This is a genomic window from Streptococcus suis (genome assembly GCA_024583055.1).
GTDB classification, from domain to species: Bacteria; Bacillota; Bacilli; order Lactobacillales; family Streptococcaceae; genus Streptococcus; species Streptococcus suis_V.
Window position 1 is genome coordinate 2001441 of the sequence record CP102145.1, and the last position, 23482, is coordinate 2024922.

Sequence of the window (23482 nt, forward strand, 5' to 3'; positions counted from 1 at the left end):
AAACCGTTTAACGCGGAAGAAAAAAATAAAAAGGAGACAGATTATGTCAAATATTTCTGATAAGTTTATGGAAATATCTGGGAAAATCGGCTCGCAAAGGCATTTAGTTGCGATTCGAGATTCCTTTATTTCTATGATGCCAGTTACCATGGCCGGTTCAGTAGCAGTCTTGCTCAATGTTTTTCTGAGGGACATCCCAAATAATATGGGGTGGACTGGCTTTGCAGAGGCTATGCAACCACTGATAAATGTCAATGGTTATGTCTATTTTGGTACCATTGGTATAATGGCCCTCGTTTTCTCATTTGCCCTGGGCTACAATTTGTCTAATATGCACAAGGTCAACCCTTTGGCAGGTGGTTTGATTTCCTTTGCTTCCTTTATTTCTACTATGCCACAGAGCTTGACAATCTCCACAGCTCTCGATGGACTAGATAATTCAGTTATAACAGCTTTGAAAGACTTGGGGCTGACAATAGCAACAAATGATGGTGCATCTGTACTTGAAACAAGTGAATGGGGAGCCATTGCTTTGAAATATGCGGGAGCTACCGGTCTTTTCACCGCCCTCTTCATTGGCTTCCTATCAACATTTGTCTATGCCAGCCTGGTAAAACGGAATATTACTATCAAGTTACCAGATACAGTACCGCCTGCGGTAAACAAGGCCTTTGTAGCCATCATCCCTGGTACAGCAGCTATTTACGCATCTTCAATCTTGGCTTATGCAGTCTACGCTGCGACTGGTCAAGCCTTGAGTGATGTGATTTCAACCTATATCCAGATGCCATTGATGGGTCTATCTCAAGGTATTGGCTCAGTTATTTTGCTCACCTTCTTGGTTCAGCTTTTCTGGTTCTTTGGCTTACATGGTCACAACGTTTTGGCACCAGTTATGGATGGTATCTACGGGGTTGCCCTCAATGAGAATACTGCCGTTTATGAAGCGACAAGAAGCGCGGCAGACTTACCATGGTTATGGACTCGTGGTTCCTTTGATGCCTACGCTCAAATGGGTGGTTCAGGGGTTACATTGGCGCTCATCCTTGCCATCTTCATTTTCTCTAAACGAGAAGAATATAAAACAGTAGCTCGTCTTTCAACACCAATGGGAATCTTTAATATCAACGAACCAATCACATTTGGTATTCCAATGGTACTGAACCCACTCTTTGTTATTCCATGGTTGATTGTACCGCCTGTTTGTGCAACAATTGCCTATCTAGCGACCTCTATGGGCTTGATTCCGCCTGTCTTCTTAGCGGTTCCATGGATTACACCTCCAGGCTTGTATGCTTACTTGGCAACTGGTGGTAATGTGATGGCAGCCCTTGTATCACTCTTCAACCTCTTCATTGCCTTCCTGATCTGGACACCGTTTGTTATTTCAGCAAACAAGGTGAAGGCTGGAACAGAATAATGTTTAAGAAAAATAAACATCCATTTTTGCTCTCGGTTGGTTTCTTTCTCATTGCAGTGAGTCCACTGTATGGTAATCCCTATCTGAACATCGTTGCAGGATTAAGCCTGATTTTAATCAGCATTCTGTGGAAATAATCAAAACTCCCTAGCTTCAATCTGGCTAGGGAGTATCTGTTTATTATAGCTTAGTTCTTAGACCTTATACAATTCCTGTTGTTTCAGGATGACTTCTTGCACTTGGGCGTATTTTTTCAACTGTTTGAGCTCGCTTGGGCTGGATACCAGGGTGATAACCAAACCCTCCTTGCCCATACGACCGGTACGACCTGCTCGGTGGGTATAGGCCTCCTGGTCAAAGGGAACCTCGAAGTTGAGGACGCATTCCAGATTATCGATGTCAATCCCACGCGCTACCATATCTGTAGCCAGCAAGAGGTTGATTTCATGGTTTTTGAACCGCTTGATGATAACCTTGCGGAACTTGACGTTGACATCAGATGCCAGCGAAACAGCATTGGCACCGTTGTAGAGCAACTTATCCTCGCTAGCACCCAGGTCCGATAGGCTGTTGAAGAAGGCAAGGGCTCGGAAATCAGGGATATTGGCAAACTTGCGAAGGACTTCCAGACGATTTCGCTTGTCCACCATCATGTAGCAATGCTGGATATTGTCCAATTTCTTCTCGGAAAGGTCCAAGGTCAGCACATCAGGACCAATCTTTTCCCGGTTAAACTTGGCTGTCGCACTCATATAGACCAACTGGTGGTCCCGAGGGACGTAGTTGATAATTTTTTCCACGAAATGGTACTGGGAATCGCTAAAAAGCTGGTCAAATTCATCCAGGATAATGGTGTTAACATTCATTATCTTGATTTTTTTCAGCTTGATGAGCTCAAAAATCCGACCGGGCGTTCCGATAAGGATTTCAGGTCCTTTTTTCAGTCGCTCAATCTGGCGCTTTTGACTGGAGCCAGATATAAAGAGCTGGGCAGTGAGGCCGATCGTCTCCGACCAGGTCTTGCAGACATCAAAAATTTGTCCAGCTAGTTCTGTATTTGGTGCTAAAATCAGCAATTGTTGGGCTTTTTTGGGCGTCAAGGCCAGCAAACTAGGCCAGAGATAGGCCAGGGTCTTACCGGTGCCTGTTGGGCTGATAGCCAGCAGGGACTGTCCATTTTTGATAGGCTCGAAAGCCTGGGTTTGAACCGGAGTGAAGTCTTCAAATCCGGCCTGTGTCAGCTGGTCCAGCCAGCTAGTTGGGAAGTTAGTTTTCATATCGTATCCGCCTTAAAGGTGATTCCTGCGTCCTTGCGCATGGTGTAAAGAGTTTGGTGGACGGCCTGGGCCACATCCAGCCACTGGTCCGCCAGTTCATGGTTTTGCTCCCTGATGACCCGAGCAAAGTTGACCGCCTCCTCCAGCATGGGGTGCGGAGCTACTTGGACAGGCAGGGCAATTTGGCTACCATCGTGTTTTTTGAAAATAGCAGAGCTGATCCGTTGGCAACCATCCAGGACCAAGGTACCATCCGCTGTATAGATTTCGCTTGGCAGGTCACTGGTCACATTTTTTCCAGCCTGAACGGTCACGAAGAAGTCATCATAAATGAGTTGTCCACTACCGTTCAAATCCAAGCTGGACGGCAATTGCTGGGCTGTGTAGCGAGCAGACTTGGGAGTGCCAATCAAGCCGATAGCCGCATAGAGAGTATAGACACCCAAATCCATGAGGGCCCCACCTGAAAAATCTGTCGAGAAGATATTGGGTGTCTGGTCAGCCAGCAACTCAGGCATTTTTGATGAATACTTGGCATAGCCAAAGTAGCCACCCAAAATAGTCTGATCAGCCAGGAAGTCACGAATAATGGCAAATGCCTCTTCCTGGTAATTACGGGCCGCTTCAAAGAGAAAGATACCTTTTTCCTTGGCTATTTGTCTCAGCGTAGCCAATTCATCAGGCCGTGATACCATGGTTTTTTCGACAATGGCATGTTTACCAGCCTCTAGCACGGCCTTGGCCTGTTCAAAATGAAGGGAATTGGGACTGGCGATATAAACCAGGTCCAAGTTCGATGCCAGAAACTCTTGCATACCTGTGTATAAAATTACATTTTCATAAGGAGCAGAAAAATTTCTGGCGGTCTCGATATTTCTAGACAGGACGGCGCTTAGTTGATAGGCTTGACTTTTTTGAGCCGCTTTAATAAATTCATGAGAAATGGATGAAGTTCCAATAATTCCAAATTTAAGCATAAAATCTCATTTCTTTATGTGTTATTCTTTTCATTATAGCACGTTTCGTGTTAAAATAGTATTGATAAGAGAAGGAGTTGATATGACACAGAAACCGATTATTATTGGCGTAACAGGTGGATCGGGCGGCGGCAAGACCAGTGTGTCTCGCGCGATCTTGGATAATTTTCCTGATGCACGAATTTCAATGATTGAACATGATTCTTACTATAAGAATCAATCTCACCTGACATTTGAAGAACGTATCTTAACCAATTACGACCATCCACTGGCTTTTGACACAGATCTCATGATTTATCATATAGGAGAACTGTTAGCAGGTCGAGCAGTGGACATTCCGATTTATGACTATACCCAACACACTCGTTCTGACAAAACCTATCGTCAAGACCCTCAAGATGTCTTTATTGTAGAAGGAATCTTGGTGCTAGAGGATCAGCGTCTTCGCGATTTGATGGATATTAAAATTTTTGTGGATACAGACGATGACATTCGCATTATTCGTCGGATCAAGAGAGACATGTTAGAACGCGGGCGGAGTTTGGATAGTATTATTGATCAATACACCTCGGTAGTGAAACCTATGTATCACCAATTTATCGAGCCAACCAAACGTTATGCCGACATTGTCATCCCTGAGGGGGTTTCCAATGTCGTGGCTATTGACTTGATAAATACCAAGGTGGAGAGTATTTTGAGAGAGCGTGGTTAAGATGCCGAAGCAGAGAGTGTTGCCCAATATCATTTTAGGGATTATGGCTTCCAGTGATAGTATGGTAACAGGAAAACAAATAACAGAGTTCGTCCAGCGTGATTTGGGAGAATTTTGGCAAGTAGCCCATAGTCAAGTCTATCCAGAGTTGAAGCGGATGACCAGCGACCAATGGATTACCTGTCATCCAGTACCTGGTAACGATAAGGAAAAGCAGTATGCGATGACCGAAGAGGGAATGAAAATCTTAGATGAGTGGTTGTCTGTCCCAAATGAAGACACACCACAGCAGAAAGATATTTTCTCCTTGAAATTGTTCTTCATTCGCAACCGCAATGATAAACGGATTCCAGTTTTATTGGAAGGCCAGATTGAGCTGGTTGACAAGCATTTGCGCCATCTAGAAGATCGGAAAAATCACCTGTTTTCTGATAAGGAAGCGATTCGCGAGAATTTCGGAAGATACTTGATTCTAAATCGAGCAATTGCTCGAAATCGTGCCCAACTGAATTGGTTGCAGGATACTTTAGACGATATCTAAAAGACGGTTCAGATTTTCTGAATCGTTTTTTTCTTGTCTCTATCAGGATAGTATGGTAAAGTTGAAGTAGTAATGCTCTGTGAAAATCATCTTCGATGTCAATCCAACTCGATGAATAAGAGCTTGGGCAGGATTGACCGTCGGCCAGATTGAATTTTATTGAGCGAAAGTAGAAAGAGAAAAAAATGGACAGTAAACAAGTTGTGGCCATGCTGTTGTTAGTGTGGAACCTGGTGGTCTTTCTGACTTACGGTATGGACAAGGGCAAGGCCAGAAAGGGTGCCTATCGGATTTCTGAAAAGACTCTGCTCTGGATGTCTTACCTGGGCGGTGGTCTAGGTGCCTGGGCAGGTGGCAATCGTTTCCGTCACAAGACCCAAAAATGGTATTTTAAATTGGCTTGGACAGTTGGGGTCCTGATTGACCTGGCTATCCTCTTGTGGGTGATGAAGTAGGCGCAAGCCTTTTTCTTTTTTACTTGGAACTATAAATGTTCCTCATTCTGTGCTATAATAATTCTATGAAAAATCAAGAAAAAATCGCACAGTATCAACTCTTGCTGGCTCAATTGGAAGCTCTCCTCGACGGAGAAACCAATGCGCTAGCTAATTTGTCCAATGCCTCGGCTCTGCTCAATCAAGCTTTGCCTCAATCTGTCTTTACAGGTTTTTACTTGTATGATGGGCAGGAATTGATTTTGGGGCCATTTCAGGGTGGCGTATCCTGCGTTCACATTGCCCTTGGAAAGGGTGTCTGTGGGGAATCGGCAGAGAAACGTCAGACCATTATCGTAGACGATGTCCGGACCCACACTAACTACATCTCCTGCGATGCGGCAGCCATGTCCGAAATCGTGGTGCCTATGGTGAAAAACAGTCAGCTCTTGGGCGTTTTGGACTTGGATTCCAGACTTGTTGCGGATTATGATGCCATTGACCAAGAATACCTTGAGAAATTTGTCGCCCTCCTATTGGACAAGACAAATTGGAATTTTGCTATGTTTGGAGAAAAGCGCTAATGTATCAAGCCTTATATCGGAAATACCGGAGCCAGACCTTTGAGGAAATGGTTGGGCAGGAAGTTGTGGCGACCACGCTTAAGCAGGCCATCGAACAGGAAAAAATCAGCCATGCCTACCTTTTCTCAGGCCCTCGGGGAACAGGAAAAACCTCTGCTGCTAAAATTTTTGCCAAGGCCATGAACTGTCCCAACCAAGTCAATGGCGAGCCTTGCAATGACTGCTATATCTGTCGGGCTATTACCGAAGGAAGTCTGGAGGATGTGATTGAGATTGACGCGGCATCCAATAATGGTGTCGATGAAATTCGTGATATTCGGGACAAATCGACCTACGCACCTAGCCTTGCGACCTATAAGGTCTATATCATCGACGAGGTGCACATGCTGTCGACAGGGGCCTTTAATGCCCTCTTGAAAACCTTGGAAGAACCGACTGAAAATGTGGTCTTTATCCTTGCAACGACGGAGTTGCACAAAATTCCAGCGACCATTTTGTCTCGGGTTCAACGGTTTGAATTTAAGTCTATCAAGGTGACCGACATTCAGCGGCATCTGGCGGAAATTTTGACCAAGGAAGGTCTTGCCTTTGACAGCCAAGCTCTGACTGTCATTGCCCGTCGGGCAGAAGGTGGGATGCGGGATGCCCTGTCAATCCTCGATCAGGCTCTCAGTCTCAGTCCCAATCAAGAAATCACCCTGGCTATCGCTGAGGAAATCACAGGCTCTATCAGTTTGAAGGCGCTAGATGATTATGTGACCAGCCTTCGTCAAGCAAATAGCCTAGAGGCCCTCAGTCACTTACAGACCTTGTTCGACCAAGGCAAGAGCATGAGCCGGTTTGCGACGGACTTGCTCCATTATCTGCGGGACATGCTCGTGGTTCAGACCGGTGGCGAGGATACGCACTTAACCGTAGGTTTTACGGAAAATTTGGCCCTGCCTCAAGCGCGGATTTTTGCCATGATTGAGCAGGTGACTAAGGGCTTGAGCGACATTAAGACCAGTCCCCAGCCCAAGATTTACGCCGAGATGATGACCATTCGCTTGGCTGAGGATGGTTCATCTTTTTGGAAAATGGCAGAGCTACCAGACGATTTGGCCCAGCAATTGACCAAGCTCCAGCAGCAGGTGGCAGATTTGCAGCAACAATTGGCTAATTTATCTAGTCAGCCTGTCCAAGTCAAGCCGGTTTCCCGCAAGCCACAGGCACCTAAGAAATACAAATTAGACACCAGTAAGGTTCATGCTATTTTGCAAGAGGCCATGGAAAATCCAGCTCAGGCGCGTGAAAATTTGACCCGCCTACAAAATGCTTGGGGCGAGATTATCGAGAGCTTGTCCGGTGCAGACCGTGCCTTGCTAGTCGGTTCACAGCCGGTTGCGGCCAATGAAAATCACGCAATTTTAGCCTTTGAGTCCCCGCTTAATGCTGAACAAACCATGAAACGGGACAATCTCAATACCATGTTTGGCAATATTCTCAGCAAGGCTGCCGGATTTTCACCGCAAATCTTGGCCATCGCCCACGAAGATTGGTTGTCCATTCGGGCGGAATTTTCAGCCAAGGCCAAAGGAGCCAAGGTGCAAACTGTTGAGAAAGAAGAAAGCCCAGTGCCAGAGGAATTTGGATTCTTGGCAGACACAGTGGAAATTGTGGAGGATTAGAACTCCTCTGCTATATAAAAAAATCAATCAAGGCAGTCTTTCATTTTGTTGCCGTGATTGATTTTTGTTTCTTCTTACGATTTGGTTTTTATAAGTTTATCGTTTTCCATGATAAAGGGCTGAGCAGTTTCTTGGCTGTAGTCCACGGCATACTTGTCTAGCAAGTAAGAGTAGACAGCCTCCTTGTTCTTGAATTTCTAGGCTTGGAAGGAAAGTATTTCGACGAAAAGGGCGCCTTCTTCATCTTCAACCATGACACCCACGTGACCGATGAAGAGGTTATTGCCGTCCAAATCATCGTGCATAACGACGGATACCATTTTGGCCTTATCTGAAAATGAAATGGTGGATAGATGTTCTTACATTTTTTGGGCATGAACCGTGACATCTTTTGTTGCCTAGGTTGGAATAGCGCTATAAAAATTGGTTGACATCCTCTTCTGGCAAGGTTGCTTCAAGCCGTTTTTTTGACATCGGTTAGACTGGACTTATCCACCAGATTGGATACTTGTGGCTCAGACGATAGAATGGTTTGGCATCCAGCCAAGATTAGAAAACTTGTAAGCATAAGTGCAAGAATTTTTTTACATTGCTTTCCTGCCTGAAAACTTCTTCTAGCATAGTTCATTTGGCTATTTTTAGCAAGACAGATATTAAAAATTCAATGTCTGGCTGTGCAAATTGGAGATTTTTGACATGAAAGATGTTTGTGACACAAAAATCAGCCATTGGCTGAATTTTTTGCTATAATCTATTGTATGAGACTATCACATTTTCTATTTTTAGCATTGACTACGATTTTAGCGACTTATTTTATGAATGCCTCGATTTTGGCTGGGGATTTTTTGATTGCGGGCATCTATGCCTTTATCGTCATCCGCAACCTTCATTTTGCCTATAAGGTTACGCAATTCATACGCCTCTTTAATGGTCCGTCCAAGAAGAAAGGCTGATTTCTCCGCTAGAAATCATTTTGGCCTTGCCATTGTCCAGTTGAATGACCAGGTTTCCAGTATCGGTAACGGCGATGGCTGTGCCCTTGAAAGTCACATTATTTTCGACAAAGCTCACTTGTTGGCCTACGACAAGTGATTTTTCTTTATAGAGGGCAATCAATTCCCGTTCATCTGTGTGGAAGAAGGCCTGCCAGATGGCTGTGATGAGTTGATTGCGGGTAAAGGGGGGGTGGTCCTCAAAGAGATTTCCTGCTGTTTCTTTCAACTCTTTTGGAAAATCATCAATATGCACATTGATGCCAACGCCGATGATGACGTCTGTAATGGTCTGACTTTCCATGGAAGAAATGGCTTCGGTCAGGATGCCAGCGACTTTTTTCTTGCCCAGATAAATATCATTAACCCACTTGATTTGCACGTCCAAGTCGCTCAATTCTTGGATAGCTTTCACAACCGCGGCTGCCACCAAGATGGTGTAGGGCTTGAATTCCAAGAAGGGAACATTGGGCGATAGTCTGAGAGACATATAGATGCCACCGGATTTTGAGGTGTAAAATGGGCGCCCGAACCGACCCTTGGCCTTGTTTTGATAGGGAGCCAGATAGAGGGCAGGGCTGGGGTGACCGTTTTCGATACCTTGTTTGGCGTCCAATTGGGTAGAGTCGCTATCGGCCTTGATGTAGACAGGAATCTGCAAGGTCTCAGCAATCACATCCGGCAAGAGCAAATCGCCTTCCACCAGCTTGTAACCTCGATTGCGGGCAGCCTCGATGGTCAATCCATGCATTTCCAGCTGGCGGATAGCTTTCCAAACCGAAGTCCGAGAGACCCCCAATTCTTGAGCAATTTCTTCACCGCTGATATAATCCTGTCGCTCGACCAAAAGAAGATAAATTTTTTGATAGGTTTTCATGATTTCATTATAGCAAAATAAATGGCTAAAAGTGGTATAATAGTCTTACAAACAGGAGGTTTCCATGCAAACAGTAGATTATATTGTAAAATTAACCAATACACCTTCGCCAACGGGCTTTACGACGGACATTATGAACTATATCAAGAGCGAGGTCGAGTCCTTCGGCTATCAGGCGACCAAGACTGCTAAAGGCGGCATTCTGGTTTCGGTGCTGGGGGAAAGTGACCAACAACACCGCATTGTCACTGCTCATCTAGACACACTCGGAGCAATGGTTCGGACCATTAAACCAGACGGTCGGATTAAAATGGATTTGGTGGGAGGATTTGGCTACCCTTCTATTGAAGGTGAAAACTGCCTGATTCACTGTGCGAAAAACGGCAAGGTCTTTACGGGGACCATTCTCATGCACCAGACTTCTGTCCATGTCTACCGCGATGCCAATACCGCTGAGCGCAATCAGACCAATATGGAAATCCGACTGGACGAAAAAGTAAGCTCTGCGGATGAGACGCGCGCTTTGGGTATTGAAGTCGGAGATTTCATTTCCTTCGATCCGCGTACGGTGGTTACAGCGACTGGCTTTATCAAGAGCCGTCATTTGGATGACAAGGTTTCGGCAGCCATTCTCATCAACCTGCTCAAGACCTACAAGGAAGAGGGTATCACCCTGCCTTACACCACCCATTTTTATTTTTCAAATAATGAAGAAATCGGCTACGGTGCTAATTCTAGCCTGCCAGATAAGGTTGTAGAGTACCTAGCGGTTGATATGGGAGCGATGGGAGACGACCAGCAGACGGATGAATACACGGTTTCTATCTGTGTCAAAGATGGCTCCGGTCCTTATCATTATGAATTGCGTCAGCACCTCGTTTCCTTGGCTGAGAAGGAAAACATTCCTTACAAATTAGACATTTATCCTTACTATGGTTCAGATGCTTCTGCGGCTATGCGAGCAGGTGCAGATGTCAAACACGCCCTGCTGGGTGCAGGAATTGAGTCTAGCCATTCCTACGAGCGTACCCATTTGGACTCTGTGCAGGCGACTGAGCGTATGGTCGATGCCTATCTCAAATCGCACATGGTAGATTAACATGAGTGAAACACGTTTTTTACAGCTCTTTAATGACTTGGATAAAATCTTGCGCAAGGTCTGCAAGGTTCCAGATGGTGAATACGCCGACGTAGCATCCATGCTTGCCAAGGCCAAGGAACTCAGTCCTCACAATCCAGTCGAGGCCAACTGGGACAAGCTCTATGTAGCTCGTCAGCTCCGTAATCTCTTGGTCCATGAAAATCGCACCAATTTGCAGGAGGTGGCCCAACCTTCGCAGGAGTTGATTGCGGTTTTGGAAAAGGTCATCGCCCAGTACCAAGAACCCATGACGATTGGTAAGTTTTTGCGCCAGATTGAGAAAGTCAAGCCCGTTATCTTTGAAGGCTCTGACAAGCTGATTAAGGCCTTGGAAGTAGTGGACAGGGAGCATTTTTCAAAATTTCCTATCTTCGCTCAAAATACCTATCAAGGCTTGGTTTCGGACAAGGGATTGACCAACTGGCTTGCCAAGGCTAGCAAGGAGACGGGCTCTATCCGAGAAAAATTGGAACGGGCCAGCCTAGCGGATGTCCTAACCTGTGAAGATGACAGCATTCGCGTGGTGCAAGTCTCTGCCAAAACCAGCCTTTATGAAGTGATGAGCCAATTTGAAAGCCGCAAGCGGACGACCATCTTGGTCAGTCGCCAAGGTCATGGCAATATTCAGTCTCCAGAAGATCTGATTGGCATTATCACGGCGCAGGATTTGGCGGAAATTTACCGGCTGTTGGATGAATAGAAAGGATAAGTTATGTCAACAAATCGTCTAGCTTGGGATGAATATTTTGCGTCGCAGGCGCTTTTGATTGCCAATCGTGCTACCTGCAAGCGTGCCAAGGTCGGTGCGATCTTGGTCAAGGACAATAAAGTAATTGCGACAGGCTATAATGGTTCGGTTTCTGGTACAGAGCATTGTTTGGATCAAGAATGCCTGATGATTGACGGTCACTGTGCCCGAACCCTCCACGCAGAAGTCAATGCGATTTTGCAAGGAGCAGAGCGAGGTATCCCCAAAGGATTTACTGCCTATGTGACACATTTCCCCTGCCTGAATTGCTCCAAACAGCTCCTGCAAGTGGGCTGCAAACGAGTGGTTTATATCAATGAGTACCGTATGGACGACTATGCCCACTATCTCTACAAGGAGAAGGGCTGTGAACTGGTTCATCTGCCATTAGAAGACGTCAAACAGGCCATTCAAGATGCAGAATTTATATAGAAGAGGAAGAGTTTGTAGACAAAGTCTCCTTTCGGACTTTCCTGAGGTGATGTCGGACGGTAGTAAACTTTCTTGTTTCTGGGTTTACTCCTCAAACAGTCTCCCAGACTGTCTAAGCACAGCGGAAAGTCTCGGTTTAGACTCGCTCAGCTCGCAAAATAAATCAAATTTAATTTTTTCTTAGCAGAGCTACTCAGTTTATTTATTTAGAGTATAGTCTGTCTACGTTCTGAGAGTTGTAAGGATGCAACTCTTTTTTTCGATTTATTTGTTAAAAAGGTCACGTTTTGGTAAGAAATGTGCTATACTAGAGGGGTTATTAAGTCCCGAAAAGGCAGTCTGAACACTGGTTAATGATTTGTAGCAATGTAAATCATCTTCCTTGCTCGATTTCAAAGAAATCTCGCAAAGAACCAGTCGTTTACGACTGGTTCTTTGTAACTTTTTAACCCGCTAAGAAAATTTCTGTCGCAAGCTCCGTATTTTCTACGGAAGCCACTATCCTGCGGTCTTCCTAAGCGGCTTACTAACTTTTCCAAGAAAATAATATCGATTTTCTCGGATTCGTGTCGTAACCCGCTAAGAAAATTTCGTTGAATATGCGACGAAGTCGCAAGGGGATAGTTTCCGCCGTGGTGAAAGTCATAGAATGTTTACATTCTATGACTAGGGCTTGGCAAGACTTAGGTTTGCCAAAAAGAAATAGAACTCCGCAGGAGATCGCTTTCGGCCTGCACCACTTCAGGAAACTATCGGAAAACAGAAATTTTTAGCAAACAAGATTTATTTAAAAGGGGGACATTTTTATGTCAGAACGTAAGTTGTTTACGTCTGAGTCAGTTTCGGAGGGGCATCCGGATAAGATTGCTGACCAGATTTCAGATGCTATTTTGGATGCTATTTTAGCCCAGGATCCAGATGCCCACGTGGCAGCAGAGACAGCCGTTTACACAGGTTCTGTCCATGTGTTTGGCGAAATTTCGACCACAGCCTATGTGGACATTAACCGCGTGGTGCGTGATACCATTGCTGAGATTGGCTATACCAAGGGCGAATACGGTTTTGCTGCAGAATCAGTCGGGGTGCACCCGTCATTGGTGGAGCAATCACCGGATATTGCGCAAGGGGTTAATGAAGCCTTGGAGGCACGTCAAGATGCCAGTCAAGATCCACTCGATTTGATTGGGGCAGGTGACCAAGGGCTCATGTTTGGTTTTGCGGTAGATGAAACGCCGGAACTCATGCCTTTGCCAATTTCACTGAGTCATCAGTTGGTTCGTCGCTTGGCAGAGTTGAGAAAATCAGGCGAAATTGCTTATCTTCGTCCAGATGCCAAGTCTCAAGTAACTGTTGAGTATGATGAAAATAATCAGCCTGTTCGTGTTGATACAGTAGTTATTTCGACCCAGCACGACCCAGAAATCAGTCAAGAACAAATTCGTCAAGATGTGATTGAGCAGGTCGTTAAAGCGATTATTCCGGCAAATTATCTGGATGATCAAACTAAGTTCTTTATCAATCCTACAGGGCGCTTTGTGATCGGTGGTCCGCAAGGTGACTCTGGTTTGACTGGTCGTAAAATCATTGTGGATACCTATGGTGGTTATGCTCGTCATGGTGGGGGTGCCTTTTCTGGTAAAGATGCGACCAAGGTTGACCGTTCAGCATCCTATGCAGCCCGTTATATTGCCAAAAATATTGTCGCGGCAGGATTTGCCAAGAAGGCAGAAGTCCAGCTAGCCTATGCTATCGGTGTGGCCCAGCCTGTTTCTGTCCGTATTGATGCCTTTGGCACCAGCATTGTTTCTGAAAGCAAATTAGAGGCAGCTGTGCGTCAGATTTTCGACCTGCGCCCAGCGGGAATTATCCAAATGTTAGACCTCAAGCGTCCGATTTATAAGCAGACGGCGGCTTATGGACACATGGGACGGACAGACATTGATCTTCCGTGGGAACGACTGGATAAGGTGGATGCTTTGAAAGAGGCCTTGGCCTAGTTGATAGGGAGGTCTTGTGATGAAAAAAGCCCTGATTGTATTTGCCCATCCTCGAAAAGAAAGTTTTACCCATGCCTTGGTGGCGCGGGTTGAGCAGGCTTTACGAAAAAATGGGATAGAAGTGACTGTACGTGATTTGTATGCTCTGGGTTTTGATCCTGTATTGCGTGGAGAGGATGCCATCCATATTAAAAATGGTCAGTTTGTTCGCGATGCAGCTGCCTATCCAGCTGATGTTCAAGTTGAGATGGACTTGATTGCGGAGAGTGATTTGCTGGTTTACATTTTTCCGTCTTGGTGGAATGGGATGCCGGCTATCATGAAAGGCTACGTTGACCGTGTTTTTCAGCATGGATTTGCCTACAGCTTTGAATCCGATGAACCGCGCCAGCTATTTTCCACGAAAAAAGCCATGTTCTTTACTCCAACAGGGCAACCGCAGAATACAGATGGCAGCTTGACACCGATTGACCAAGCCATGAAGTTTTTGACCTCTGATTGGCTCTTCAATAGCAATGACGCCCAAGTTCTTGGCCATGTTTTTTATGGCCGTGTGCCTTATTTGACACGGGATGAATTGGAAGTCTACTTGCAAGATGCAGAAGAGCGTATCCAGAGAATATTCGATTAAAGCAAAGGGGGCCTGCAAGGGCTACCCTTTTCATTTCAAATAACTAGCATTTTCACTAAGCTTGTGGTAAAATAAAACGTATGCCTTTTTGGGCAAAGTTAGAAATGAGAAATTCTAGTATGAGAAAAATTGTAATTCAAGGTGGGAAACCTTTAAAAGGGACTGTTACAGTCAGTGGTGCTAAGAACTCTGTTGTAGCATTGATTCCAGCCATTATTTTATCGGATGGGATTGTAACTCTGGATGGTGTGCCAGCTATTTCCGATGTAGATAGTTTGATTGATATTATGGAGACTATGGGGGCAACGGTCAAACGTGACGGCGAAACTCTTGAGATTGACCCGCGTGGTGTGCAAGATATGCCCATGCCTTTCGGGAAAATCAATAGTCTGCGGGCCTCTTATTATTTCTACGGTTCGCTGTTAGGTCGTTTTGGACGGGCAGTGGTCGGTCTACCAGGTGGTTGTGACCTGGGGCCTCGTCCCATTGATTTGCATCTGAAAGCATTTGCTGCTATGGGCGCTGAAACGACCTACGAGGGCGAGTATATGCGTTTGGCGACGGATGGTTCTCGTATCCGTGGGGCTCATATCTTTATGGATGTTGTCAGTGTTGGCGCGACTATCAATACCATTTTGGCGGCTGTCAAGGCTGAAGGGCGGACAGTTATCGAAAATGCGGCGCGTGAGCCAGAAATCATTGACGTAGCAACTCTTTTGAACAACATGGGAGCCCATATTCGCGGTGCTGGTACAGACATCATTACCATCGAAGGTGTTGACCGTTTGAATGGTACCCGTCACCAAGTCATTCCTGACCGGATTGAAGCAGGTTCCTATATCGCACTTGCAGCAGCAGTTGGGGAAGGTATCCGCATTGACAATGTGCTCTACGAACACTTGGAAAGTTTCATTGCCAAATTGGAGGAAATGGGCGTTAGGATGACTGTTTCTGAGGATAGCATCTTTGTTGAAAAACAGGAGCAGCTTAAGGCAGTCAGCATAAAAACAGCGCCTTACCCAGGCTTTGCGACGGATTTGCAGCAACCCATTACCCCACTCTTGCTCAAGGCAGAGGGGACTGGGACAATTACCGATACAATCTATGAAAAACGTGTCGGACATGTTCAGGAATTGTCAAATATGGGTGCCAAAATCATGACCCGCAGCAATCACATTGCCTTTGAAGGTCCAAACAATTTGGTTGGAGCGCCTGTTAAAGCAACGGATTTACGTGCAGGTGCGGCCATGGTCATCGCTGGTTTGATGGCACAAGGGCGGACAGAAATCACCAATATTGAATTTATCCTTCGGGGCTATTCCAATATTATCGAAAAACTAACAGAACTGGGTGCGGACATCCAGCTAGTAGAAGAATAAAAGAAGGAGGCTGGAAGTCATTCCAGCCTCTCAAGATAGATGATGACTATATGGATGGGCTTGGCAGCGACTGCCAGATTTGAAACAGAACGCCTCATCTTACGGCCTTTTCGCTACGAAGATGGGGATGATTTTTACCAGATGGTTTCTAAGCCAGAAAAGATGCCTTTCATTTTTCCGGCTTTGCCCGACAAGAACTTGGCAGTAGCGACCATGGTGGAGAAATTTATGCGCCAACCCTTGGGAAACTGGGCTTTGGTGGACAAGGTTTCCCAGCAGCTAATCGGTGCGCTCTGTTTTGAAAAAATGGACGAGAGCAAGCTGACTGCGGAGCTCAGCTATTTCCTTAAAAAAGAAAAATGGAGGCAGGGTCTGATGACGGAGGCCGTGCGCAACCTGGTCTTTTTGGCCTTTTATGAATTGGGCTTGCGTGAGCTGACCATCATCACCCATCTGGAAAATGCTGCTAGTCAGGCTGTGGCCAGAAATGCTGGCTTTGTGCAGGTTGACCACTATCGCGGGAGTGACCGTTATAGTCACAAGACGCGGGACTACCTGAAATTTAGCTTGAAAAAAGCAGACTTTAGATTAGAAATCAATGAGGAGAACCAATGATTACCATTAAATCACAGCGTGAAATTGATGCCATGAATCGTGCAGGAGACGTCTTGGCTGGAGTGCATATCGGATTGCGTGAGCTGATTAAGCCGGGCGTAGACATGTGGGAAGTAGAAGAATATGTCCGAAAGACTTGTAAGGAAAAGAATGTTTTGCCCCTTCAAATCGGTGTAGATGGCGAAATCATGGACTATCCTTATGCCACTTGTTGTGGTCTTAATGACGAGGTGGCTCATGCCTTTCCGCGTCATTACAAACTCAAAGAAGGCGATTTGCTCAAGGTGGACATGGTTCTGAGTGAGCCATTGGACAAATCAGTTATCGATGTGTCAAAACTCAATTTTAACGATGTAGCAGCCATGAAGAAAATCACCCAAAGCTATCGCGGTGGTGTGGCGGATTCTTGCTGGGCTTACGCAGTTGGTCAGGTGTCCGAAGAAGTGACCAAGCTGATGGAAGTGACTAAAGAATGTCTCTATCGTGGAATGGAGCAGGCTGTTGTAGGCAATCGGATTGGTGATATTGGCGCGGCGATTCAAGAATATGCCGAAAGTCTCGGCTACGGTGTAGTCCGTGACTTGGTTGGTCACGGGGTTGGTCCAACCTTCCACGAAGAACCAATGGTGCCTCACTACGGAATTAAAGGCCGTGGTCTCCGTTTACGCGAAGGTATGGTCTTGACCATCGAACCTATGATCAATACAGGTACTTGGGAAATTGACACCGATATGAAAACAGGTTGGGCTCATAAAACTTTGGATGGCGGTTTATCTTGCCAATACGAGCACCAATTTGTCATCACCAAAAATGGTCCTGTTATCTTGACCAGTCAAGGCGAAGAGGGAACTTATTAAACAGACTTATGCCATAAAAAAGGAGGAGAGAAGATGAAGGAGGAAACACTTTTTGAGAAGGTCAAGTCCTTTTTCGGGTCCTTCTTTGCTTTTTATCGATCAGCAGAGGTGGATTTGACCAGCGTGGCAGTGGCCTATTATTTGCTGATTTCAGGCTTTCCCATTTTGCTGACTCTGGCTAATCTTCTGCCCTACTTTCCCTTTGATGTGGAAGAAATCCTGGCCATTCTCAAAGAATTTATTCCAAGTCAGTTTTCTGGGACAGTTTTGCCAACGGTGCGGTTGCTCCTGACCCAACGTTCCTCCTCTTGGTTGGGAATTTCAATTATGACAACACTCTGGACGGTCTCTAAGAGCATGATGATTTTACAAAAGGCGGTCAACAAGGCCTACGGTGTCACAGACCACCGCAATGTGATTCTTGCACGGATTGTAGGTGTCTTGATGGGGCTTGGTCTCCAAACCATTCTCATTTTGTCCATTACGCTCTTGACCTTTGGCCAAGCCATTGTCCAATTTATCCGGTCCAATCTGGGTATTGACAATGATTGGTTGCTGGGGATTTTTAGCCAGGTCCAGTGGATTGCTTATCTAGCCCTGGCGGTTAGTTTGATTATGTTTTACTATGTTTTACCCAACGTAAAAATTCCCAAGCTACGCTATGTTTTGCCAGGACCTGCTTTTGTTCTGGGAGTCTTTATTGGTCTGGGGAATATGTTGGCGACCTATGTTCAGCGTTCGGCAGATAAGATGGTCGATGTCCGCCTGGTGACTAGTTTGGTCTTTCTGGTTGTTATGATTTGGTTCATTCTCTTGAGCCATCTTCTCATAGTGGGAGCAGTTCTCAATGCCACTGTCCAGAGCAGACAGGAGGGCGAATTTGAACAGCGGTCGGGAGATATGAAAGAAACCTGGAAGGCCCTGAAAAGATTTTTTACAAGAAAGCAGAGTACATGACCAGCGAGAGTTGGTCTTTTTTGGTGCGTTTTTCTGGATTTTATGAATAATTAGTGATATAGTTATAAAAAAGTTGGATACAGGAGGGTGATATGAAATTTAGCCGAATTTTATTTTTATCCTTGTTCAGTTTGATTCTTGTAGCCTGCGGGCTTAGTCAAGGTCAGAATTCTGCACAATCATCAGATTCTGAAGCTGCTGTTACTGGGACTTCAAGCAGTGGAACAGCTGAAACTTCTAGTCAATTGCCTTCAAAGCAAGCATTAGAGGCTGATCCCACACCCTTGGATATTGCGAGTGTAGTCAATCCTGCAAATTTGGGTCAGAATCTGTCAGACGGAGGCTATGTTTTTGTTTTTCGCTATACAGGGGCTGGCGGAGAGCGGACAGCAGTTCCGGAGAATCTACAAGGTCAGGTTATCGATGATGGTCAGCGGATTTCTGATTCTAGCGTAGAAAAGATGGGACTTTATGGGCAAAAATACCGGGATTTAGGGGTAGAAGCTGACCATATCCTTACTTCTGAATATTACTTCGTCTGGCAGCATGCCCAGGCTGCATTTGGGGATAATTTGGAAATCAATCGAGATTTGACAGGGTCCTTGAATTTTTCTGACGATCAGGAATTGGAGCAATCTTTACAAAACTTGCGGAATCGGACCATTCAAGTCCCTGAAGCTGGAAAATCAACGATTTTATTTACCCACCAGGGCAAGTTTGACAAGGCCTATGGCTACTATATTCCAGCAGGGACGACCCTGGTATTCAAGCCGGATGGGAGCAACCAACCCAAGCTCATTGCTGTTTTGACTTTTGAAGAGTTTTTGAATGTATAAATTAGATACTTAAAGCAAATAGGTTTGGACCCGCCAAACCTATTTTGTATTTTTAAAAATAAATAATTTACTAAGGACATAGTTGAGGACGATGACCAAGACCTGCGAAAGAGCAGTTGCGATAGCATTGACTTTTTGAATGTCCTGTTGAACAAATTGGCCGATGATGTGAGGGAATTTTTCGACCAGGAAATAGGCTAGAGCCATATCGAGGACCAGGGTAGAAATACGGGCACCGATAAATTTGACCAGCCGTCCCTGCCAACCATTTTTTTCCTGCTTGAAGACATAGCGGTCATTGGTCCAAAAGGCAAAGAGAATGGCAACTGTGTTGGCAATCAGAGTGACCATTAAAATGTTGGGCCAGATGTAAAAGAGGCTGGTTCGCGTGATGATATAGACCAGGGTTGCGGCGACGCCTGCGATTAGATAGAGGATGACTTCATTTTCTAAGAATGTTTTTACTAGTTTTTTCATAAGAACTAGTCTATCATTTTTTTGAAAATTATGCTATACTGGAAAACGTTGTAAATACAACCCTTGGGGCTTGCTCACTTTACCCAAGCATATTTCAGGCGGTCAACCCGCTAAAGGAGAATTTTTTATGAAGACATCTACCTTTTCTGTCAGAGATCTGGCAGAGATTGCTATCGTTGCGGCCATTTATGTGGCTTTGACCCTCACACCACCCTTGAATGCTATATCCTTCGGTGCCGTTCAATTTCGGATTTCAGAAATGCTGAATTTTCTAGCCTTTTACAATCCTAAATACATCATCGGAGTGACCATCGGTTGCATGATTGCCAATCTGATTGGCTTTGGGGTCATTGATCTATTTGTTGGTGGTTTTTCAACTCTTATCTTCGTGACACTTGGTGTGAAATTATTTTCAAAATACAAGGACCACTATCTTATCAATGGTTTGATCAATAAGGCTTTTCTCTATTTTTCCTTATTTTTCTCATTTACCATGTTTACCATTGCTTTAGAGCTAAAGTTCTTGTACGATTTGCCATTTTTCCTTACCTGGTTGACAACAGCGGCTGGGGAATTGCTTTCGCTCTCGGTCGGGGCAGTCATTATGGATAAATTGGCTAAGCGATTGAATTTGTAACAGAACGAGTTAATGTGAGCAGGGTCTGGACTGAAGTCCAGGCTCTTTTTGCATGTAAGATAAAATGAGCTCATTCAGTTAATCAAAGACAATACGATTTTCTGGACTATAGCAATAAAAATTGCTCCGCAGACCGGATCTTTGGCTCTCTTTTTGAGCTGTTCAGGTCTTTTTTCATGGTATAATAGAGCTTATGGAAGAAAAATACATGAAGATTGCCCAAGAATTGGGTGTAAGTTTGAAACAGATTGATACGGTATTGACCCTGACAGCTGAGGGCAATACCATCCCCTTCATCGCTCGTTACCGCAAGGAAGCAACGGGTAATTTGGACGAGGTTCTTATCAAGGCCATTATTGACCGAGATAAGGCTTTGACGGCTTTGGCTGACCGCAAGGCGACGGTTCTGACCAAGATTGAAGAGCAGGGCAAGCTGACTGACCAGCTCCGTCAGGCCATTGAAGAGGCTGAAAAGTTGGCGGACGTCGAAGAGTTGTACCTGCCATATAAGGAAAAACGTCGGACCAAGGCGACGGTGGCGCGTGAGGCTGGTCTCTTTCCACTGGCACGCTTGATTTTGCAGTATGGTACAGACTTAGAAACTCAGGCGACAAGCTTTGTCACTGAAGGCTTCGATACGCCGACCGCTTGCTTGGTCGGTGCAGTGGACATTCTCGTGGAAGCTCTGGCTGAGGACGCCAAACTCCGTGCTTGGGTCTACCATGAAATCCTGACCAATTCCAGACTTATATCAGAAGTCAAGGACCAGGACAGCGATGAGAAGGCTGTCTTTGAAATCTACTATGAATTTGCCGAAAAAATCGCGAGGATGCAAGGCTATCAGACTCTTGCCATCAACCGCGGTGAAAAATTAGGCATTCTCAAGGTCGGTTTCCAGCACAATCTGGACAAGATGATCCGCTTTTTTGAATTGCGCTTTCCGCAGCAAAATGCCCATATTCAAGAAGTTATCAGTCAGGCCCTGAAAAAGAAGATTATCCCAGCTATGGAGCGCCGTATTCGTACGGAATTGACTGAGCAAGCGGAAGAAGGGGCCATCCAACTCTTCTCGAAAAACCTCCGCAACCTGCTTTTGGTTTCACCCCTGAAGGGCAAGGTAGTCCTCGGCTTTGACCCTGCCTTTCGTACAGGGGCAAAACTAGCGGTCGTTGACCAGACAGGAAAACTCCTGACGACGCAGGTTATTCACCCCGTCAAGCCGGCCTCACAGGCTCAGATTGCCCAAGCCAAGCAGGATTTGGCGAATCTGATTGGTCAATACCAAGTCGAAATCATAGCCATCGGAAACGGTACGGCCAGCCGCGAATCAGAAAGCTTCGTTGCTGATTTGCTCAAGGACTTCCCACAGGTCTCCTACGTCATCGTCAATGAAAGCGGAGCCTCAGTCTACTCTGCCTCTGAACTGGCCCGTCAGGAATTTCCAGACCTAACTGTCGAAAAACGCTCTGCTATTTCCATCGCCCGCAGGCTCCAAGACCCGCTGGCTGAGCTGGTCAAGATTGACCCGAAGTCCATCGGTGTCGGCCAGTACCAGCACGATGTTAATCAGAAACTTCTGTCCGAGAGTCTGGATTTTGTCGTCGATACGGTGGTCAACCAAGTCGGTGTCAATGTCAATACGGCTAGTCCCGCCCTCCTTGCCCATGTGGCTGGTCTCAACAAGACCATTTCGGAGAATATCGTCAAGTATCGCGAGGAGCATGGCGCTCTGACCACCCGTCAAGAGCTCAAAAAGGTGCCGCGTTTGGGCGATAAGGCTTTCGAGCAGGCGGCTGGCTTCTTGCGTATTCCTAACGGCACTAATCTTTTGGATAATACTGGCGTGCATCCTGAGTCTTACAAGGTTGTCGAGAACTTGCTTGCTCATCTAGCTATCGACCACTTGGACTCTGCTACGCAGGAAAAATTAGCGACGGTGTCAGTTGCGGACATGGTTGAAACCTTGGGCATCGGTCAGGAAACACTGAAAGATATTATCGCAGACTTGCTCAAACCGGGTCGGGATTTACGGGATGATTTCGAGGCCCCTGTTTTGCGTCAGGATGTCTTGGATGTCAAAGACTTGAAAGTCGGTCAAGAATTGCAGGGAACGGTCCGTAACATTGTGGACTTCGGTGCCTTTGTCGATATTGGTGTCCATGAAGATGGGCTAATTCACATTTCCCACATGGTCAAACGTAAGCGTGACGGCAAAGGTCGTCTTATGGCGCAACCTCACCCGAGTGAAATCCTTGCGGTTGGCGAAATTGTCACTGTCTGGGTGACAGAAGTAGATATAAAACGCAACCGCATCGGTCTGAGCCTCTTGAAATCTCATGGACTTGACTAAGTACGTAGAGCTGGTGTCCAGAGAGGACTTCGGCAAGGAATTTCGTCATGTAGCCATCTGGAATCGCCGTCTGCGCTCGACAGGCGGACGCTTTTTCCCGCAGGATGGGCACTTGGACTTCAATCCCAAGCATCTGGAAGAGTTTGGTTTGGAGGTCTTTCGGCAGATTGTCCGCCACGAGCTCTGCCATTACCATCTCTATTTTGAGAAAAAGGGCTATCGTCACGGGGATAGGGATTTTCAAGAACTATTACAGGCTGTCGATGGACTTCGTTATGCACCTAAATTGGTACAAGCACAGAAACCAAATCCCCGCTACAGTTGCACGGCCTGTGGTCAAGTCTACATGAGAAAGCGCAGGATTGACCTCAAGAAATACAGGTGCGGCAAGTGCAGGGGGATGCTAAAACAGCTAAAAAACGAATCATGATAGTTTCGTCATCACGATTCGTTTTTCTTTTTATAGGGGTAAAATCAATTCTTCCTCTTCCTCTTCCTCTGTAGGTTCGCCCCCAACGGCCTTGATTTCAATCATGAGATTGTGGGGCAGGCAGACGGAGAGTTGACCGGGTTTGCTAATCCAGCCTGTCATGACGGCAATCTGGTCCGGGCTATTGTCTTCCTTGACCCGGATACTCTGACCGTCGACTTCGATGATATTGTATTGGCCAGGATTGGGATAATAGGTGATTTCCTGATGTTTGGTATCGGCAGCTAGTTCAAATTCATCCACGACCTCGCCGTTGATGCGGACATAAGCAATGATTTTTGCTTCTTGTCCCTGCTCTGATAGCTCTGCATAGGTGAGGATAGCAGGTGTGAAGGACAGGACCAGGGCCAGTCCGATGAGCAGGTAGTCGAATAGTTTTAGCTGCTTGAGAATAGTCTTGAACGTCATAGCTCTATTGTATAGAAAAAATCCAGCTTTGTAAATTGCTGGATTG

General features: G+C 45.8%; 25 protein-coding genes, 1 pseudogene and 1 riboswitch. Of the genes and pseudogenes, 20 read left to right on the forward strand and 6 right to left on the reverse strand.

All coding sequences use genetic code 11. The annotated features are described in order from the left end of the window. The first annotated feature begins 43 nt into the window (after nt 1-43). On the forward strand, nt 44-1420 hold the full coding sequence (locus tag NQZ91_10025) for a PTS transporter subunit EIIC (GenBank protein ID UUM57652.1): 1377 nt from the start codon (nt 44-46) through the stop codon (nt 1418-1420). Nucleotides 1421-1614: 194 nt separating this feature from the next. Here the strand turns inward: NQZ91_10025 and NQZ91_10030 are convergent, their stop codons facing one another. Continuing rightward, nucleotides 1615-2697, reverse strand: a complete 1083-nt coding sequence (locus NQZ91_10030; protein UUM57653.1) for a DEAD/DEAH box helicase — start codon at nt 2695-2697, stop codon at nt 1615-1617. Next, nucleotides 2694-3674 (reverse strand): Gfo/Idh/MocA family oxidoreductase, encoded by a 981-nt coding sequence (locus NQZ91_10035; protein UUM57654.1) that lies wholly within the window; start codon nt 3672-3674, stop codon nt 2694-2696. The genes NQZ91_10030 and NQZ91_10035 overlap by 4 nt, the downstream gene beginning before the upstream one ends. Before the next feature lie 82 nt (nt 3675-3756). On the opposite strand from NQZ91_10035, the gene udk reads away from it, so the two are divergent. The 5 genes from udk to dnaX all read left to right on the forward strand — a co-directional run bounded on the left by udk (nt 3757) and on the right by dnaX (nt 7612). Beyond that, complete coding sequence (gene udk, locus NQZ91_10040) at nt 3757-4386, forward strand: uridine kinase (protein ID UUM57655.1); 630 nt, start codon at nt 3757-3759, stop codon at nt 4384-4386. A gap of 1 nt (nt 4387) precedes the next feature. Continuing rightward, complete coding sequence (locus tag NQZ91_10045; protein ID UUM57656.1) at nt 4388-4927, forward strand: PadR family transcriptional regulator; 540 nt, start codon at nt 4388-4390, stop codon at nt 4925-4927. 185 nt (nt 4928-5112) lie between these two features. Then, entirely contained in the window at nt 5113-5382 is a 270-nt protein-coding gene (locus tag NQZ91_10050; protein ID UUM57657.1) for a DUF1294 domain-containing protein, read from the forward strand. 65 nt (nt 5383-5447) lie between these two features. After that, on the forward strand, nt 5448-5945 hold the full coding sequence (locus tag NQZ91_10055) for a GAF domain-containing protein (protein UUM57658.1): 498 nt from the start codon (nt 5448-5450) through the stop codon (nt 5943-5945). Beyond that, nucleotides 5945-7612 carry a DNA polymerase III subunit gamma/tau gene (gene dnaX / locus NQZ91_10060; GenBank protein UUM57659.1) on the forward strand — a complete coding sequence of 556 codons (1668 nt, stop codon included), beginning with the start codon at nt 5945-5947 and terminating at the stop codon, nt 7610-7612. Before NQZ91_10055 ends, dnaX begins: the two co-directional genes overlap by 1 nt. A gap of 74 nt (nt 7613-7686) precedes the next feature. Here dnaX and NQZ91_10065 read toward each other — a convergent pair. Then, a pseudogene (locus NQZ91_10065) lies at nt 7687-7956 on the reverse strand (DUF4300 family protein). A 414-nt stretch (nt 7957-8370) separates the two neighbouring features. Between NQZ91_10065 and NQZ91_10070 the strand changes: the two are divergent. Continuing rightward, nucleotides 8371-8565: a DUF3272 domain-containing protein gene (locus NQZ91_10070; protein UUM57660.1), complete on the forward strand. Its 195-nt coding sequence runs from the start codon at nt 8371-8373 to the stop codon at nt 8563-8565. Here the strand turns inward: NQZ91_10070 and birA are convergent. After that, nucleotides 8537-9481, reverse strand: coding sequence for a bifunctional biotin--[acetyl-CoA-carboxylase] ligase/biotin operon repressor BirA (gene birA / locus NQZ91_10075; protein ID UUM57661.1), 945 nt, complete (start codon nt 9479-9481; stop codon nt 8537-8539). The genes NQZ91_10070 and birA overlap by 29 nt on opposite strands. 64 nt (nt 9482-9545) lie before the next feature. Here birA and NQZ91_10080 point away from each other — a divergent pair, with 64 nt between their 5' ends. From NQZ91_10080 to NQZ91_10125, 10 genes are all read left to right on the forward strand, one after another. Continuing rightward, nucleotides 9546-10580 (forward strand): M42 family metallopeptidase, encoded by a 1035-nt coding sequence (locus tag NQZ91_10080; GenBank protein UUM57662.1) that lies wholly within the window; start codon nt 9546-9548, stop codon nt 10578-10580. 1 nt (nt 10581) lies between these two features. Continuing rightward, complete coding sequence (locus tag NQZ91_10085; GenBank protein ID UUM57663.1) at nt 10582-11322, forward strand: CBS domain-containing protein; 741 nt, start codon at nt 10582-10584, stop codon at nt 11320-11322. A 12-nt stretch (nt 11323-11334) separates the two neighbouring features. Further along, a complete protein-coding gene (locus NQZ91_10090; GenBank protein UUM57664.1) occupies nt 11335-11802 on the forward strand; it encodes a cytidine/deoxycytidylate deaminase family protein in 468 nt (155 codons plus the stop codon). 806 nt (nt 11803-12608) lie between these two features. After that, the gene (gene metK / locus NQZ91_10095; GenBank protein ID UUM57665.1) at nt 12609-13799 is read left to right on the forward strand and encodes a methionine adenosyltransferase; all 1191 of its coding nucleotides are present in this window, start codon (nt 12609-12611) and stop codon (nt 13797-13799) included. 19 nt (nt 13800-13818) lie between these two features. After that, nucleotides 13819-14430, forward strand: coding sequence for an NAD(P)H-dependent oxidoreductase (locus NQZ91_10100; protein ID UUM57666.1), 612 nt, complete (start codon nt 13819-13821; stop codon nt 14428-14430). 119 nt (nt 14431-14549) lie between these two features. Next, nucleotides 14550-15809 carry a UDP-N-acetylglucosamine 1-carboxyvinyltransferase gene (locus NQZ91_10105; protein UUM57667.1) on the forward strand — a complete coding sequence of 420 codons (1260 nt, stop codon included), beginning with the start codon at nt 14550-14552 and terminating at the stop codon, nt 15807-15809. 42 nt (nt 15810-15851) lie between these two features. Beyond that, nucleotides 15852-16424, forward strand: coding sequence for a GNAT family N-acetyltransferase (locus NQZ91_10110; protein UUM58861.1), 573 nt, complete (start codon nt 15852-15854; stop codon nt 16422-16424). After that, nucleotides 16421-17281, forward strand: a complete 861-nt coding sequence (locus NQZ91_10115; protein UUM57668.1) for a methionyl aminopeptidase — start codon at nt 16421-16423, stop codon at nt 17279-17281. Before NQZ91_10110 ends, NQZ91_10115 begins: the two co-directional genes overlap by 4 nt. 33 nt (nt 17282-17314) lie before the next feature. After that, complete coding sequence (locus tag NQZ91_10120; protein UUM57669.1) at nt 17315-18238, forward strand: YihY/virulence factor BrkB family protein; 924 nt, start codon at nt 17315-17317, stop codon at nt 18236-18238. Nucleotides 18239-18330: 92 nt separating this feature from the next. Then, nucleotides 18331-19074: a hypothetical protein gene (locus tag NQZ91_10125; protein ID UUM57670.1), complete on the forward strand. Its 744-nt coding sequence runs from the start codon at nt 18331-18333 to the stop codon at nt 19072-19074. A gap of 39 nt (nt 19075-19113) precedes the next feature. On the opposite strand, the gene NQZ91_10130 is transcribed toward NQZ91_10125, so the two are convergent. Next, nucleotides 19114-19551 carry a GtrA family protein gene (locus NQZ91_10130; GenBank protein UUM57671.1) on the reverse strand — a complete coding sequence of 146 codons (438 nt, stop codon included), beginning with the start codon at nt 19549-19551 and terminating at the stop codon, nt 19114-19116. Between the two features lie 29 nt (nt 19552-19580). Then, nucleotides 19581-19678, forward strand: a riboswitch (PreQ1 riboswitch). Between NQZ91_10130 and NQZ91_10135 the strand changes: the two genes are divergently transcribed. The 3 genes from NQZ91_10135 to NQZ91_10145 all read left to right on the forward strand — a co-directional run bounded on the left by NQZ91_10135 (nt 19679) and on the right by NQZ91_10145 (nt 22968). Then, on the forward strand, nt 19679-20188 hold the full coding sequence (locus NQZ91_10135) for a QueT transporter family protein (GenBank protein UUM57672.1): 510 nt from the start codon (nt 19679-19681) through the stop codon (nt 20186-20188). It begins immediately after the preceding riboswitch. A 193-nt stretch (nt 20189-20381) separates the two neighbouring features. Beyond that, nucleotides 20382-22538 carry an RNA-binding transcriptional accessory protein gene (locus NQZ91_10140; protein ID UUM57673.1) on the forward strand — a complete coding sequence of 719 codons (2157 nt, stop codon included), beginning with the start codon at nt 20382-20384 and terminating at the stop codon, nt 22536-22538. After that, nucleotides 22525-22968: a SprT family protein gene (locus NQZ91_10145; GenBank protein UUM57674.1), complete on the forward strand. Its 444-nt coding sequence runs from the start codon at nt 22525-22527 to the stop codon at nt 22966-22968. Before NQZ91_10140 ends, NQZ91_10145 begins: the two co-directional genes overlap by 14 nt. A 30-nt stretch (nt 22969-22998) precedes the next feature. On the opposite strand, the gene NQZ91_10150 is transcribed toward NQZ91_10145, so the two are convergent. Next, nucleotides 22999-23436, reverse strand: coding sequence for a NusG domain II-containing protein (locus NQZ91_10150; protein UUM57675.1), 438 nt, complete (start codon nt 23434-23436; stop codon nt 22999-23001). Nucleotides 23437-23482 lie beyond the last annotated feature (46 nt).

Bases quoted from the DNA above. Each gene is read 5' to 3' on its own strand.
- NQZ91_10025 (UUM57652.1), top strand. From the start codon at position 44: ATGTCAAATATTTCTGATAAGTTTATGGAAATATCTGGGAAAATCGGC.
- NQZ91_10030 (UUM57653.1), bottom strand. From the start codon at position 2,697: ATGAAAACTAACTTCCCAACTAGCTGGCTGGACCAGCTGACACAGGCC.
- NQZ91_10035 (UUM57654.1), bottom strand. From the start codon at position 3,674: ATGCTTAAATTTGGAATTATTGGAACTTCATCCATTTCTCATGAATTT.
- udk (UUM57655.1), top strand. From the start codon at position 3,757: ATGACACAGAAACCGATTATTATTGGCGTAACAGGTGGATCGGGCGGC.
- NQZ91_10045 (UUM57656.1), top strand. From the start codon at position 4,388: ATGCCGAAGCAGAGAGTGTTGCCCAATATCATTTTAGGGATTATGGCT.
- NQZ91_10050 (UUM57657.1), top strand. From the start codon at position 5,113: ATGGACAGTAAACAAGTTGTGGCCATGCTGTTGTTAGTGTGGAACCTG.
- NQZ91_10055 (UUM57658.1), top strand. From the start codon at position 5,448: ATGAAAAATCAAGAAAAAATCGCACAGTATCAACTCTTGCTGGCTCAA.
- dnaX (UUM57659.1), top strand. From the start codon at position 5,945: ATGTATCAAGCCTTATATCGGAAATACCGGAGCCAGACCTTTGAGGAA.
- NQZ91_10070 (UUM57660.1), top strand. From the start codon at position 8,371: ATGAGACTATCACATTTTCTATTTTTAGCATTGACTACGATTTTAGCG.
- birA (UUM57661.1), bottom strand. From the start codon at position 9,481: ATGAAAACCTATCAAAAAATTTATCTTCTTTTGGTCGAGCGACAGGAT.
- NQZ91_10080 (UUM57662.1), top strand. From the start codon at position 9,546: ATGCAAACAGTAGATTATATTGTAAAATTAACCAATACACCTTCGCCA.
- NQZ91_10085 (UUM57663.1), top strand. From the start codon at position 10,582: ATGAGTGAAACACGTTTTTTACAGCTCTTTAATGACTTGGATAAAATC.
- NQZ91_10090 (UUM57664.1), top strand. From the start codon at position 11,335: ATGTCAACAAATCGTCTAGCTTGGGATGAATATTTTGCGTCGCAGGCG.
- metK (UUM57665.1), top strand. From the start codon at position 12,609: ATGTCAGAACGTAAGTTGTTTACGTCTGAGTCAGTTTCGGAGGGGCAT.
- NQZ91_10100 (UUM57666.1), top strand. From the start codon at position 13,819: ATGAAAAAAGCCCTGATTGTATTTGCCCATCCTCGAAAAGAAAGTTTT.
- NQZ91_10105 (UUM57667.1), top strand. From the start codon at position 14,550: ATGAGAAAAATTGTAATTCAAGGTGGGAAACCTTTAAAAGGGACTGTT.
- NQZ91_10110 (UUM58861.1), top strand. From the start codon at position 15,852: ATGACTATATGGATGGGCTTGGCAGCGACTGCCAGATTTGAAACAGAA.
- NQZ91_10115 (UUM57668.1), top strand. From the start codon at position 16,421: ATGATTACCATTAAATCACAGCGTGAAATTGATGCCATGAATCGTGCA.
- NQZ91_10120 (UUM57669.1), top strand. From the start codon at position 17,315: ATGAAGGAGGAAACACTTTTTGAGAAGGTCAAGTCCTTTTTCGGGTCC.
- NQZ91_10125 (UUM57670.1), top strand. From the start codon at position 18,331: ATGAAATTTAGCCGAATTTTATTTTTATCCTTGTTCAGTTTGATTCTT.
- NQZ91_10130 (UUM57671.1), bottom strand. From the start codon at position 19,551: ATGAAAAAACTAGTAAAAACATTCTTAGAAAATGAAGTCATCCTCTAT.
- NQZ91_10135 (UUM57672.1), top strand. From the start codon at position 19,679: ATGAAGACATCTACCTTTTCTGTCAGAGATCTGGCAGAGATTGCTATC.
- NQZ91_10140 (UUM57673.1), top strand. From the start codon at position 20,382: ATGGAAGAAAAATACATGAAGATTGCCCAAGAATTGGGTGTAAGTTTG.
- NQZ91_10145 (UUM57674.1), top strand. From the start codon at position 22,525: ATGGACTTGACTAAGTACGTAGAGCTGGTGTCCAGAGAGGACTTCGGC.
- NQZ91_10150 (UUM57675.1), bottom strand. From the start codon at position 23,436: ATGACGTTCAAGACTATTCTCAAGCAGCTAAAACTATTCGACTACCTG.